Genomic DNA, 12,127 nt, shown 5'->3' with positions numbered 1-12,127 from the left:
CAGGAGGAACGGATGATCAAAATTTATGGGATGAAAAGCTGCCCGGACTGTGCCGACATTCTGCATCAGATCAGCGGCAGCGACCGTTATCAGATGATCGATATCGGTGAAGATGTCCGCTATATGCATGCATTTATCGATCTGCGCGATCAGGACCCAGCCTTTGACGAGATCCGCGGTACGGGAAAGATCGGCATTCCGGCCTTTATCCGGGAAGACGGTACAGTGACACTGGACGCGGAAGCAGTCGGCTTGTGCAGACCGCTTCACTTTCAAACTGAACCGCACCGCATCTATGCCGAGGTCGATGGGACGTGCGTGGCAGAAATCACGTTCTTTCAGCAGCCGGACGGCACGTATGTGATCGATCATACGTTTGCGGATGCATCGCTGAAAGGCCGCGGCATCGGCACCCGTCTGGTCGAACTGGCTGATGCCTATATTAAGGAACAGGGCAGTCAATGGACTGCAACGTGTCCATTTGCGGAACATTGGCGTCAGAGGCATCAATGAGCAGGGAAACCTGCTCTTTTTTCTTGCGAAAATATCAAAATAAATAGTCAAAATGTAAAATATAATTGATATTTAAGGAAGGATCATGATATAAAGAAAGTGAAGAAGGAGGACAGTAAGATGAATGACGAAATGATGGGTGTCTTGACAGGAATGCTCATCGGCATTGTAGCCGGTCTGCTGATTCATGCCTGGATACAACGAGGATGTCGTCGGCAAGGGATCCCGGTCCACGATTATGACGAACGACAGGATCAGATCACTTTGACTGCGGAACATTTAGCTTTTCGTGTGATGTTATGGTTGTGCTTCATCGATATCATCGTAGAATGTATAAGCGTACCGATCCAGCCTGCAGTGATGGTATTTTTGACAGCGATGATCGGCGTTGCCGTTTCGGTCGGATACCGGATCCTGCACGGCAGCTATTTTCATCTGCACGGCCATCCAAAAAGATTTATGTGGTTTATCGGTATTATAGGATTGGTTAACTTGGTGATCTTTATGGATCATTTCCGCACCGGCGATTTCTTCTACAAAGGTCAGCTGTCCTTTATCGCTACGGCCAATGGCATCGTTTTGATCCCGTTCGTCACGGTTTTGATCACTGCATGGCTGAGTCAAAAACGCGAGGATGAAGAAGCGTGAAAAATTTGAAAATGAAAGCTGCCCGGGCGGAGAAAGACTGGTCGCAGCAGGAGCTGGCTGCCCGTGTCGGGGTTTCCCGCCAGACGATCAATGCCATTGAAAAAGGCGATTACAATCCGACCATCAAGCTTTGCATCGCCATATGCAAAGCGCTGGACCGCACGCTGGATGATTTATTTTGGACCGAGAAATAAGGAGGAACAATATGGGCGCATTGGATGATTTGAAGATATTGGACTTTACGACCCTCCTGCCAGGGCCGTATGCCACATTGATGTTAGCGGATATGGGTGCACAGGTCTTAAAAATTACTTCGCGGACCCGCAAAGATCTGGTGGAAGACTGGCCGCCGCAGATCGAAGGTACAAAAACAACTGCCACCTGGGCATGGCTGAATCGAAACAAAGAGACGATGTGGCTGAATTTAAAGGAACCCAAAGCAGTTGAAGCGGTTGAAAAACTGGTTCAGGAATATGATATTGTCGTCGAACAGTTCCGTCCGGGCGTAATGGACCGCCTGCATCTAGGTTATGAGGACCTAAAAAAAATCAATCCTAAATTAATTTATTGTTCCTTGACCGGTTATGGGCAGACAGGGCCGCTGGCACATCGTGCCGGTCATGATATCAATTATTTGGCGCGCTCCGGCATCGCTTCCGCTTCCGGCCGCAAATCCTCCGGACCAGCATTGTATAATTTCCAGATCGGCGATGTCGCATCGGGAGCCATGAATCTGGCGGTCAGTCTGTTAAGCGCGGTGCATTATCGCGACCGCACGGGGCAAGGGCAGGCAGTGGATGTATCGATGACAGATGGTTTGATCCCGTTCAACTCGATGGACGGGGCCTGCTATCTGGCCGGTGCCGCACAACCGGAACGGGAAGCACAGACATTAAACGGCGGCACGTTCTATGATTTTTACGAAACCAAGGACGGACGCTATATGAGCGTCGGTTCACTGGAACCGAAGTTTTTCAAACGATTGTGTGAGACCATGGGCCATCCAGAATGGGACCGCCAGAACGTCAAAGCTGGACTGAAGACAGAATTTCTAAAGAAGACACAGGCGGAATGGATCGAAATTTTCCGCGATGCGGATGCCTGCGTGGAGCCGGTGCTGGATCTGCGGGAAGCCAGTCAGGATGAACAGACCAATGCCCGCGGCATGTGGCCGAATGTTCCGATCCCGGAAACGGGCAAAACGATCCGGCAGATGGGCTGCCCGATCCGTTTATCAAAATGCCCGCCGGCTTATCGTCATGCGGGGTATCCGGCTGGTACACAGACAGAAAAAATATTGAGATCGCTTGGGTACACTGAGGCGGAAATCGAAAAAATGATCTAAAAAAAAACGGGCGCAAGCCCGTTTTGTATTATTCACGCATGGAATCCAGGATACTGTCGGCCAGGATGCTCAGGTCTTCGGTTTCGCTTTCATGCAAATGCGAAGCCACAGAGAGCCGCTCATTCAAGATCGTCATCTGTTTCATTTCTTTGTCCAGAATATCATGAATCAGATCACCGGAGCGGATTGCCCAGGAACCGCTTTCTACGATCGCACAGGTACGGTTCTGTACATTCAGTGCTTTCATATCCAGCAGGAAGTTGTGCATCGGCGGGAAGATTCCCAGATTATACGTGCAGGAGGCAAAGACAATATGTGAATAGCGGAAGACATCCGCGATCAAATAAGAAACATGGGTATTCGATACATCACGGACCTGGACATTGGTCATGCCTTTCTCGACCAGTTCCAGAGCCAGTGCCTGTGCGACTTGTTCCGTGTTGCCGTACATGGACGCATAGACGATCAAAACACCTTTTTCTTCCGGTTCATAGGTTGCCCAGTGCTGGTATTTGTCCAACAGATAATCAAAATTGTTTCGCCATACCAAGCCATGCAGCGGACAGATGAACTTCACCTGATCCAATACCGGTGCTGCTTTGCCGAGCAGTTTCATGATATGCGGACCGTATTTTCCGACGATGTTGACCAAATACCGGCGGTTGGAATCGATCCAGCCTTCTTCATAATTAACCTCATCGTTAAACAATTTGCCGTCCAGCGCCTTGAAGGAACCAAACGCATCCGCGGAGAACAAGGCACCGTTGGTCAGATCCAAGGTCACCATCGGTTCCGGCCAATGGACCATCGGCGCTTCCAGGAACGTAACAGTATGCGTTCCGAAACTCATCGTGTCGCCTTCTTTGACTTCAACAGTTTCGTGCCCTTCGGTGCGGAAGCCGAATTGGCGGCAGATCATGAAGCCTTTTTCTGTGCTCACGATCTTCGCGTTCGGATAGCGCGCCAGAACAGCTTGTAAAGAAGCGGCATGATCCGGTTCCCAGTGATTGACGACTACGACATCCAAGTCCCGGCCGTCCAGTACGTATTCGAGATTTTCCATCATCTGACGGCAGGCATCCCAGTCCACCGTATCGAACAGGACCGTCTGTTCATCCAGCAGGACGTAAGCATTGTAGCTGACGCCTTCGGGGATCGGATGGATATTTTCAAACAATGTGAGTCGGTGGTCGTTGGCACCGATCCAATATAAATCATCGGTTACTTTTCTGACAATATGCATAATTTACTCCTTTTTTATGATTCCGTAAAATGATCTTTCGGCTCGGCGCACATCGGGCACGTCCAGTCTTCAGGTAATTTATCAAACGGTGTACCCGGTGCGATATCATTCATCGGATCACCGATCGTTGGATCGTATTCATAACCGCAGCCGTCGCAGACCATGATCTTATACGGCGGTTTTTCTTTTTTCGGCGTCGGCCGCTTGATCTTGACCATCGGCGGTGCCGGTTTCTTTTCACCCGTATCCAAAGCCGCTGTCAATAACGGCAGGATCTCGTTCACATCCCCGACAATACCATAATCGCAGTTCTTGAAGATCGGCGCATTGGCGTTCTTATTGATCGCCACGATGGTCGAGGCATCGATGATGCCTTTCAAGTGCTGAACGGCACCGGAGATGCCGCAGGCAATGTATAAGTTGCCGCGGAACTTCTGTCCGGACATGCCGACATAACGGTCGATCGTGACATATTGGAGCGTTTCAGCGACTGGACGCGAAGAACCGATGGCGGCACCGGCAGCAGCAGCCAGATCTTCGATGAGCTTCATATTTTCTTTCGGGCCGATGCCTTTGCCGGCAGAAACCACACGCTCTGCCTGCGTGATCGGTGTATCGGCCGGGATGCCGACCGTAAAGTCATAGCCGTCTGCTTTCAGGTTGGCAACGACTTGATCAACTTTTTCCTGAGCGCTGCCTTTTTTATAAATCAATTTCTTGCGCGGACCGGTGATATTGGTCGGACCGGATGCCGCTAATAAATTGGTATTTTCCTGTTTCGGCGGTTTTCCCAGTAAGTAGGATGAAATGACCACGCGCATGATTTCATTGGTTCCTTCATAAATCTGCGTGATCTTCGCATCACGGTACATCCGCTCAACATCCATACCTTTCAGATAGCCGTTGCCGCCGTAAATCTGGATGGCTTCTTCGGTCACCTTCACGGCCGTATCGGAGGCAAATTGTTTGGCCATGGCTGCTTCCATGCCGTATTTTTCATGTGCTTCTTTCATTTCTGCCGCGCTGTATACAAGCATGCGTGCCGCCCGGATCTGGGCCGCCATATCGGCGATCTTGAAACTGATGGACTGCTGGAAAGCAATCGGCTTATGGAACTGAATACGATCTAATGCATATTCTTTGCAGCTTTCATAGGCCCCCTGAGCGATGCCTAACGCCTGGGAAGCGATGCCGATGCGGCCGCCGTCCAAGGTCGCCATGGCAATCTTGAAGCCCTGGCCTTCCTGCCCCAATAAGTTTTCTTTCGGTACGATGACATCATCAAACAGCAGCTGTGCCGTTGCGGAAGAACGGATGCCCAGCTTGTCATAATGATCCCCGATGGTAAAGCCTTCCCAGCCTTTCTCAACGATGAATGCGCTGATTCCTTTGGTGCCGATGCCCGGTGTTGTCACTGCGAAGATCACATAAGTATCGGCTTCGCCGCCGTTGGTGATGAAAATTTTCTCACCGTTCAATACATAATGATCGCCTTCTAAGACCGCAGTGGTTTCCGTACCGCCGGCATCGGATCCGGCATTGGGTTCAGTCAATCCAAAGGCGCCGATTTTTTCGCCTTTTGCCAATGGCACGAGATATTTTTGTTTCTGTTCTTCGGTACCGAACGCAAAGATCGGCCAGCTGCCCAGTGAGACGTGGGCAGAAAGGATAACGCCGGAACCGCCGTCTACGCGGGAAAGTTCTTCGACCGCAATGGCATAGCTCACAACGTCCAGACCGGCGCCGCCGTATTCTTTCGGATACGGAATGCCCATCCAGCCGCGGGCTGCCAAGCCTTCGACAACTTCCTTGCGCGGGAAGTAGTTTTCGCGATCCCATTGGAATGCGTACGGTTTAATGTTCGTTTCCGCAAATTCCCGGATCTCGGCACGTAGTTGTTCGTGCGCTTCTGTTGGTTTAAATAGCACTTTTTTTCCTCCTTTATTGCTTATTTATGATTATATTTTTATCCGGATCGTGATATTGTGATTCTGAAAATGAACCCGGAAAAAATATTAAAAGTATGGTAAGTGGATTTATGACATCCTTGTTACGTTTACTGTATCATACTTGAAATGCGGAGGGAATTCAGATGCCCAGGAAGTGTGCTATAGTATTTTTGAACAGGAGAAATGTATATGTTTCGAAAAATGAGAAGATTTAAACAAGAAATCTCCCATGCGGAATGTGAAGAACTGCTGCGGGAACAAGGGCGCGGAACGCTCTGCTTCGTGGGGGAGAACGGCTATCCGTATGGTGTGCCGATCAATTTTTTATACGATGACGGCAAAATTTATTTTCATGGGGCCGCGCAGGGGCAGAAAGCGGACAGTGCCGCAAAAAACGATAAAGTGTGCTTTACGGTCATCGAACCAGGCCGGCCAGATCCGGAAAAACGCGGATTGAATGTGCGCAGCGTAATGGTCTTCGGCCGCTATAGTGTTGTACATGACCATGCAGTACGGGAAGATAAACTTCGCAAGTTAGGACTGAAATATTTTCCGGAAGAGCCGGAATATATTGATAAAGAAGTTCAGAAATATTTACCGACTGTCTGCATCACTCAAATTGAAATTGAACATATGACCGGCAAATTGGTCAATGAATCGTAATAGGAGGAAAAATGGGACGTTTAAAAGAACTGCGGACATATGTGGATGCCCAGCTGGATCAAATAGAGAATGAATCAAAACGTAACGGAGCCTTTGTCCATTTGTATGGTGTCTCTTTAGCCGCAACGTTGATCTCGCAGAAACGCGGCGAAGATACCGAACTTGCCTGTATGGCCGCGATGCTTCATGATCTGTATGCGTATCAAAGCGGTTCCTATACAGATCATGCCCACAAAGGAGCCGCGCTGGCCCGGACGATCCTGGAACAGCTGCAGCTGACGACGCCGGCAGAAACAGATAAAATTTGTTCCGCGATCTATCATCATGATGATAAATTGGTCACGGATGCACCGTTTGATGAAGTGCTGAAAGATGCAGATGTCATGCATCATACGATGAACGATCTGGACAAACCAATCAAAGAAAAGGAACGAGCCCGCTATGAGCATCTGCGCCAAGAGTTCGGTTTATGAACCGGCGCGGATCGGCACCGGCAGACACCGAAGAATTTTCATCGGATGCTTTGAAGATCCTGCGGCAGGCCAGCCGTCATATCAGCTATTTGCTTGAGGAAGGATATGACTTGAAAGCGGCCGTGACGTTTGTGGGCAACCATTTTCTCTTATCCAAACGCCAGCGCCTGGCCATCCAGCGCAGTCTGTGCACGAAAGCACAGGCCGAAAACCGGAAAGCCAAAGAAATCGAGCCGGCGCAGCTGACGGGCAAGACAGTATGGGTCGATGGGTTCAATGAAATCATCACTTTGGAAGTGCTGCACTGCGGCTCCGTATTGTTTGAGGGGCAGGACGGCTGTATCCGGGATCTGGCCTCGCTGCATGGAACGTACCGGCTGATCGACGAAACCCAGGATGCAATCGAAGATTTATTTACGGTGCTGCATCGAGCGGAAAAAATCTGTATCCTGCTGGATGAGCCGGTTTCCAATTCCGGACGGCTGAAAACGCGGATCGCGGAAGTGGCTGAAGCCATGCACGTTAAGACCGATATCCAGATCGTGCGGGATGTGGACCGGGTGCTCGGCACAAGAGAAAATGTCGTCTCATCGGATTCGGTGATCCTGGATCGGTGCCGCAGCTGGATCAATGTGACGGCATCTTTGTGCAAATGTCCGCCTCTGCGTGTATTTGACAAACCACAGTAATCGTCATACTATACTTATATACAAACGGGGAGCCCGCCATAGCGAGCTGAGAGGAAACTGACATGGTTTCGACCCGCAACCTGATTTGGATAATGCCAACGTAGGGATCATATGCACATACGAGGACGCTTCCGGATCAGGGGCGTCCTTTTTTACGGACGGGAAAGGAGACAATATGTTAGCAGAATGTTTGGAAAAAGTGCGCAGTCAAGCGCCGCTCGTCCATAACATCACGAATTATGTCACGGTCAATGATGTGGCCAATGTGATCTTAGCCATCGGAGCCAGTCCGATCATGTCGGATGAACCGGAAGATGTAGAGGATATTACCTCCATTTGTGCCGGCTTGAATATCAATATCGGTACACTGAACCAGCGCTCGATCCAGGGGATGCATCGGGCAGCTGCCAAGGCACAGGAACTGCATCATGTCCTGCTGCTGGATCCGGTCGGCGCCGGGGCTTCGAAACTGAGGACTTCAACGGCTGCTGAATTGATCGACAACTATCGTTTTACGGCCATCCGCGGCAATGTGAGCGAATTGAAGGCTTTGGCGATGGGCAGTGCGACCACTCAGGGCGTTGATGCCGATGCTGCCGATGCGGTCACGGATCAGAATTTATCGGAGATGATCGCATTTACGAAACGTTATGCGGAAAAAACCGGCGCAATTGTTGCGATCACCGGTGCCATTGATTTGGTTGCTGATGCCAAGGCATGTTACGTGATCCGCAACGGCCGGCCGGAGATGGGCCGCATTACCGGCACAGGCTGTCAGTTATCTGGTTTGATGACTGCGTTCTTGGCCGCAAATCCGGATCAGCCGTTGGCGGCTGCGGCTGCGGCTGTGGTGACCATGGGTGTCGCCGGAGAAATTGGCTGGATGAATATGAATGAAACCGACGGCAATTCAACATACCGCAATCGCATCATTGATGCGGTATACCACATGGATGGTGAAACGTTGAAAAAGTTTGCGAAATGCGAAAAATACTAGGAGATCAAAATGAAAACAGAAGATTTATTGCTTTATGCGGTGACCGACCGGCATTGGCTGAACGGCCGGACACTGGCGCAGGCGGTCCAGGAAGCTATCGAGGGCGGTGCGACCTTCATTCAGCTGCGTGAAAAGAACCTGGATCATGAAGCATTCAAGGCAGAAGCATTGGACATTCAGAAATTGTGCCGACAGGCCAAGATCCCCTTTGTGATCAACGATGATGTGGATCTGGCCGTTGAAGTCAAGGCTGACGGGGTACATGTCGGTCAGCACGATATGGAAGCGGGCCAAGTGCGGGGAAAAATTGGTCCGGATGCGATCCTCGGTGTATCGGCCCAAACTGTTGAGGAAGCACTGAAAGCCGAAGCTGCCGGGGCCGATTATTTAGGCGTCGGTGCGGTTTTCCCGACCGGATCCAAAGAGGATGCCGATGATGTCAGCGCCAAAACGCTGGCAGCCATTTGTGATGCGGTATCGATCCCGGTCATCGCGATCGGCGGCATTACCCGCGACAATGTGACTGAGTTGAAGGATTCAGGGATCGTCGGTATTGCGGTCATCAGTGCGATCTTTGCCAAGGACGACATCCGCGCCGCAGCGGCGGATTTAAAAACACAGACCCGAAAGGCATTAAACTTGTGAATTCGCGCTGGATGCAGATGTGCCGGGATCATTCGATCCGCGGCGCGATCTTCGACATTGACGGCACCTTGATTGATTCGATGCCGATCTGGGATGAACTGGGCGCTCGGTATTTACGTTCGCTGCACATCGAACCGGAACCTGAATTAGGTCAGGTCCTGTTTCCGATGACCGTGGCTGAGGGCGTACGGTATTTAAAAAGTCATTATGCCTTATCCCAGTCAGAGGATTCGATCCGTGACGGATTAAATGCGCAGATGGAGCAGTTTTACCGACAGGAAGTGCAGCTGAAACCGGGAGCCGCTGAGGTGGTCAAAGAGATGTACCAGGCAGGTATCATGCTGGTGCTGGCGACCATCGGTGATCCTTCGTTGGAAAAGGCGGCACTGCATCGGCTGGGGATCGATCAATACTTTTCACAGATGTTTGTCTGTGAAACGTATCATACGACCAAGCGCGAAAGCAAGATCTATCAAATTGCGGCCGATGCCATGAATCTGGCACCGCGTCATGTGCTGGTCGTCGAAGATATATACCAAGCCATCCATGCGGCCGGGTCTGCGGGTTTTGTGACGGCTGCGATCTATGATGCGGCCAGTGAACAAGATATGCCGCGCATGAAAAATGAAGCAGATTATTGGTTTCAAACATTTAAAGAATGATTTTATGCGGTCGGTCGGGGGCACCACTTTCGATCGCTTAAGAAAAAAATATGCATAAGGAGGAAAAGAAATGTACAGTGCATGTTCAATCGCCGGTTCAGATTCCGGCGGAGGCGCCGGAATTCAGGCTGATTTAAAGACCATGACCCTGAATGGTGTATTTGCGACCAGTGCGATCACCGCATTGACGGCGCAGAATACCACCGGCGTATTTGATATTATGGAGGCATCGCCGGAATTTCTGACCAAGGAAATTGATGCGATCTTTACCGATATTCGCCCGGATGCGGTGAAGATCGGCATGGTTTCTTCATCGGCTTTGATTCGTGTGATCAGTGAAAGGCTGCAGTTTTATCATGCCGAACATATCGTGGTCGATCCGGTCATGGTAGCCACCAGCGGCGCAAAGCTGATCAATGATGAAGCAATCGAGACATTAAAAGAGGAATTACTGCCGATTGCCGAGATCATCACGCCGAATATTCCGGAGGCGGAGATCTTGAGCGGCATGCCGATCAAGACGGCTGATGATATGATGACGGCAGCGAAAAAGATCGCGTCGGACTATCCGTGTGCCGTTTTATGCAAAGGCGGTCATCATGTCAATGATGCGGATGATCTGCTTGTGCAGAAAGATTCTGTGCAATGGTTCAAAGGCCGCCGTATCGACAATCCGAATACGCATGGCACAGGGTGCACATTGTCTTCGGCAATTGCGGCGAATTTAGCTAAGGGTTTCAGTTTGACAGACTCCGTGCAGCGAGCCAAAGCGTACATTTCCGGTGCGCTGCAGGCCATGTTGGATCTAGGACAGGGCAGCGGTCCGATGAATCATGCGTTTGATTTAAATGGGGAATTTGTATACAACAGCGACGGCAAGGCATCGCCGGAATTCCGGTGCGCCGGAGGCAATCAGTGAGCCGGCGGACCAGTACCGTTGAAAACGGGTTGATTTGGTTCGGTGCCGGTGTTTCGATCGCGGAAATTCTGACAGGTACCTATTTTGCGGGTCTGGGATTTGAGAAAGGCTTACTGGCCATTTTGATCGGTCACCTGATTGGTGCTGTACCGTTTTTTCTGACGGGATTGATTGCCGGCAAGGTCCGCAAAAGTGCGATGGAAACGGTCAAGCGCAGTTTTGGTGTGCTGGGCGGTAAATTCTTTGCGTTGATGAACATCATTCAGCTGGTTGGCTGGACGGCCATCATGATTTATGATGGTTCCTTGTCGGCGGCGGCGGCGATATCCGGCGGTAAGTGGATCTGGTGTCTGGTCATCGGCGGCTTGATTTTGGTGTGGATCCTGATCGGCATCACCAATCTGGGAAAAGTCAACACGGCAGCCATGATTTTATTGTTTGTGCTGACATTGGTTTTATGCCGGATCATTTTCTTTTCCGGTCTGCAGCCGCAGGATGCCGGCGAGGCGATCTCATTCGGAGCTGCGGTGGAATTGGCTGTGTCCATGCCGTTAAGCTGGCTGCCGGTCATCGGTGACTATACACGGGAGGCAGAAGACCCCGTGAAAGCAACGTGGGCCAGCACGATCGTCTATAGTCTGGTCAGTATCTGGATGTTCGTGATCGGCATGGGTGCATCGATCTATACCGGTTCGTCCGATATAGCGACGATCATGGTCAAGGCCGGATTGGGAATCGCCGGTCTTTTGATCATTGTTTTTTCCACGGTGACGACGACTTTTTTGGATGCCTTGTCGGCAGGAATTTCCGGGGAGTCGGTGATCCGCCGTTTTACTGGAAAACAGATGGCTGTGGCGGCTACGATCATCGGAACGGTCGGTGCCATTCTTTTCAACATGGATGACATCACGAACTTCCTTTATTTCATTGGTTCCGTCTTTGCGCCGATGACGGCGGTTTTGATCGTCGATTACTTTTTGTTACATCAAGATCATGAAAAAGAATCACTTAATCAACGTGCGATCATCGTGTGGATCATCGGTTTTATTCTTTACCGCTGCCTGATGCGGATCGATATTCCGTGCGGCAATACCTTACCGGATTTATTGATCACGGGTGCATTGGCTTATTTTGCGGGCAGGCATGAAAAGCGCCGGGCATAGTCCCGGCTTTTTTATTGCGTAACAAAAAAAGCAGATCTTTCGATCCGCTTTCTCCGACTCATAGATTCATGATACATTTTTGGATTCCGTTGGCGGCAGAATCCGAATTGGATAGAGAGGGTTGGCCCCTTAAAAAAATAAGGGAGGTTAATCATCAATGAGCCGGAAACCCTGCGCCATCGTCCGGTGTGATCCTATAGAAAATGACGCAAGTGGGT

Annotated in this window: 14 protein-coding genes and 1 riboswitch; of the genes, 12 read left to right on the top strand and 2 right to left on the bottom strand. The window is 50.5% G+C overall.

From position 1 onward, the window contains the following. Positions 1 to 12: 12 nt before the first annotated feature. The 4 genes from HNQ47_RS00630 to HNQ47_RS00615 all read left to right on the top strand — a co-directional run bounded on the left by HNQ47_RS00630 (position 13) and on the right by HNQ47_RS00615 (position 2,506). Positions 13 to 513, top strand: a complete 501-nt coding sequence (locus tag HNQ47_RS00630; protein ID WP_183326547.1) for a GNAT family N-acetyltransferase — start codon at positions 13 to 15, stop codon at positions 511 to 513. Between the two features lie 120 nt (positions 514 to 633). Continuing rightward, positions 634 to 1,161 carry a hypothetical protein gene (locus tag HNQ47_RS00625; protein ID WP_183326546.1) on the top strand — a complete coding sequence of 176 codons (528 nt, stop codon included), beginning with the start codon at positions 634 to 636 and terminating at the stop codon, positions 1,159 to 1,161. Between the two features lie 11 nt (positions 1,162 to 1,172). Beyond that, positions 1,173 to 1,355: a helix-turn-helix transcriptional regulator gene (locus HNQ47_RS00620; protein ID WP_221247936.1), complete on the top strand. Its 183-nt coding sequence runs from the start codon at positions 1,173 to 1,175 to the stop codon at positions 1,353 to 1,355. A gap of 11 nt (positions 1,356 to 1,366) precedes the next feature. Continuing rightward, positions 1,367 to 2,506 (top strand): CaiB/BaiF CoA transferase family protein, encoded by a 1,140-nt coding sequence (locus HNQ47_RS00615; RefSeq protein ID WP_183326542.1) that lies wholly within the window; start codon positions 1,367 to 1,369, stop codon positions 2,504 to 2,506. A gap of 28 nt (positions 2,507 to 2,534) precedes the next feature. Here the strand turns inward: HNQ47_RS00615 and HNQ47_RS00610 are convergent, their stop codons facing one another. Together HNQ47_RS00610 and HNQ47_RS10150 are read right to left on the bottom strand one after the other, a co-directional pair. Beyond that, entirely contained in the window at positions 2,535 to 3,749 is a 1,215-nt protein-coding gene (locus HNQ47_RS00610; protein WP_183326539.1) for an FprA family A-type flavoprotein, read from the bottom strand. A 14-nt stretch (positions 3,750 to 3,763) separates the two neighbouring features. Further along, a complete protein-coding gene (locus HNQ47_RS10150; protein ID WP_183326537.1) occupies positions 3,764 to 5,677 on the bottom strand; it encodes an acyl-CoA dehydrogenase family protein in 1,914 nt (637 codons plus the stop codon). A 210-nt stretch (positions 5,678 to 5,887) separates the two neighbouring features. Between HNQ47_RS10150 and HNQ47_RS00600 the strand changes: the two genes are divergently transcribed. The 8 genes from HNQ47_RS00600 to cytX all read left to right on the top strand — a co-directional run bounded on the left by HNQ47_RS00600 (position 5,888) and on the right by cytX (position 11,909). Further along, the gene (locus HNQ47_RS00600; RefSeq protein WP_183326535.1) at positions 5,888 to 6,361 is read left to right on the top strand and encodes a pyridoxamine 5'-phosphate oxidase family protein; all 474 of its coding nucleotides are present in this window, start codon (positions 5,888 to 5,890) and stop codon (positions 6,359 to 6,361) included. A gap of 11 nt (positions 6,362 to 6,372) precedes the next feature. Beyond that, positions 6,373 to 6,834: an HD domain-containing protein gene (locus HNQ47_RS00595; protein WP_183326533.1), complete on the top strand. Its 462-nt coding sequence runs from the start codon at positions 6,373 to 6,375 to the stop codon at positions 6,832 to 6,834. Continuing rightward, a complete protein-coding gene (locus HNQ47_RS00590; RefSeq protein WP_183326531.1) occupies positions 6,831 to 7,523 on the top strand; it encodes a DUF434 domain-containing protein in 693 nt (230 codons plus the stop codon). Before HNQ47_RS00595 ends, HNQ47_RS00590 begins: the two co-directional genes overlap by 4 nt. A gap of 15 nt (positions 7,524 to 7,538) precedes the next feature. Continuing rightward, a riboswitch (TPP riboswitch) is annotated at positions 7,539 to 7,648 on the top strand. Between the two features lie 50 nt (positions 7,649 to 7,698). Next, positions 7,699 to 8,520 (top strand): hydroxyethylthiazole kinase, encoded by an 822-nt coding sequence (gene thiM / locus HNQ47_RS00585; RefSeq protein WP_183326529.1) that lies wholly within the window; start codon positions 7,699 to 7,701, stop codon positions 8,518 to 8,520. A 9-nt stretch (positions 8,521 to 8,529) separates the two neighbouring features. Then, the gene (thiE, locus tag HNQ47_RS00580) at positions 8,530 to 9,165 is read left to right on the top strand and encodes a thiamine phosphate synthase (protein ID WP_221247912.1); all 636 of its coding nucleotides are present in this window, start codon (positions 8,530 to 8,532) and stop codon (positions 9,163 to 9,165) included. Next, positions 9,162 to 9,827: an HAD-IA family hydrolase gene (locus HNQ47_RS00575; RefSeq protein WP_183326527.1), complete on the top strand. Its 666-nt coding sequence runs from the start codon at positions 9,162 to 9,164 to the stop codon at positions 9,825 to 9,827. The genes thiE and HNQ47_RS00575 overlap by 4 nt, the downstream gene beginning before the upstream one ends. 70 nt (positions 9,828 to 9,897) lie before the next feature. After that, positions 9,898 to 10,746, top strand: coding sequence for a bifunctional hydroxymethylpyrimidine kinase/phosphomethylpyrimidine kinase (gene thiD / locus HNQ47_RS00570; protein WP_183326525.1), 849 nt, complete (start codon positions 9,898 to 9,900; stop codon positions 10,744 to 10,746). Then, entirely contained in the window at positions 10,743 to 11,909 is a 1,167-nt protein-coding gene (cytX, locus tag HNQ47_RS00565) for a putative hydroxymethylpyrimidine transporter CytX (protein WP_320078923.1), read from the top strand. The genes thiD and cytX overlap by 4 nt, the downstream gene beginning before the upstream one ends. The last annotated feature ends 218 nt before the right edge of the window (positions 11,910 to 12,127 follow it).

It is taken from the genome of Catenisphaera adipataccumulans, from assembly GCF_014202755.1.
Lineage (GTDB): Bacteria > Bacillota_I > Bacilli_A > Erysipelotrichales > Erysipelotrichaceae > Catenisphaera > Catenisphaera adipataccumulans.
The sequence above is the reverse complement of the archived record's forward strand: the minus strand, read 5'-3'. Positions and strand labels throughout refer to the sequence as shown.

Bases quoted from the DNA above. Each gene is read 5' to 3' on its own strand.
- HNQ47_RS00630 (WP_183326547.1), top strand. From the start codon at position 13: ATGATCAAAATTTATGGGATGAAAAGCTGCCCGGACTGTGCCGACATT.
- HNQ47_RS00625 (WP_183326546.1), top strand. From the start codon at position 634: ATGAATGACGAAATGATGGGTGTCTTGACAGGAATGCTCATCGGCATT.
- HNQ47_RS00620 (WP_221247936.1), top strand. From the start codon at position 1,173: ATGAAAGCTGCCCGGGCGGAGAAAGACTGGTCGCAGCAGGAGCTGGCT.
- HNQ47_RS00615 (WP_183326542.1), top strand. From the start codon at position 1,367: ATGGGCGCATTGGATGATTTGAAGATATTGGACTTTACGACCCTCCTG.
- HNQ47_RS00610 (WP_183326539.1), bottom strand. From the start codon at position 3,749: ATGCATATTGTCAGAAAAGTAACCGATGATTTATATTGGATCGGTGCC.
- HNQ47_RS00600 (WP_183326535.1), top strand. From the start codon at position 5,888: ATGTTTCGAAAAATGAGAAGATTTAAACAAGAAATCTCCCATGCGGAA.
- HNQ47_RS00595 (WP_183326533.1), top strand. From the start codon at position 6,373: ATGGGACGTTTAAAAGAACTGCGGACATATGTGGATGCCCAGCTGGAT.
- HNQ47_RS00590 (WP_183326531.1), top strand. From the start codon at position 6,831: ATGAACCGGCGCGGATCGGCACCGGCAGACACCGAAGAATTTTCATCG.
- thiM (WP_183326529.1), top strand. From the start codon at position 7,699: ATGTTAGCAGAATGTTTGGAAAAAGTGCGCAGTCAAGCGCCGCTCGTC.
- thiE (WP_221247912.1), top strand. From the start codon at position 8,530: ATGAAAACAGAAGATTTATTGCTTTATGCGGTGACCGACCGGCATTGG.
- thiD (WP_183326525.1), top strand. From the start codon at position 9,898: ATGTACAGTGCATGTTCAATCGCCGGTTCAGATTCCGGCGGAGGCGCC.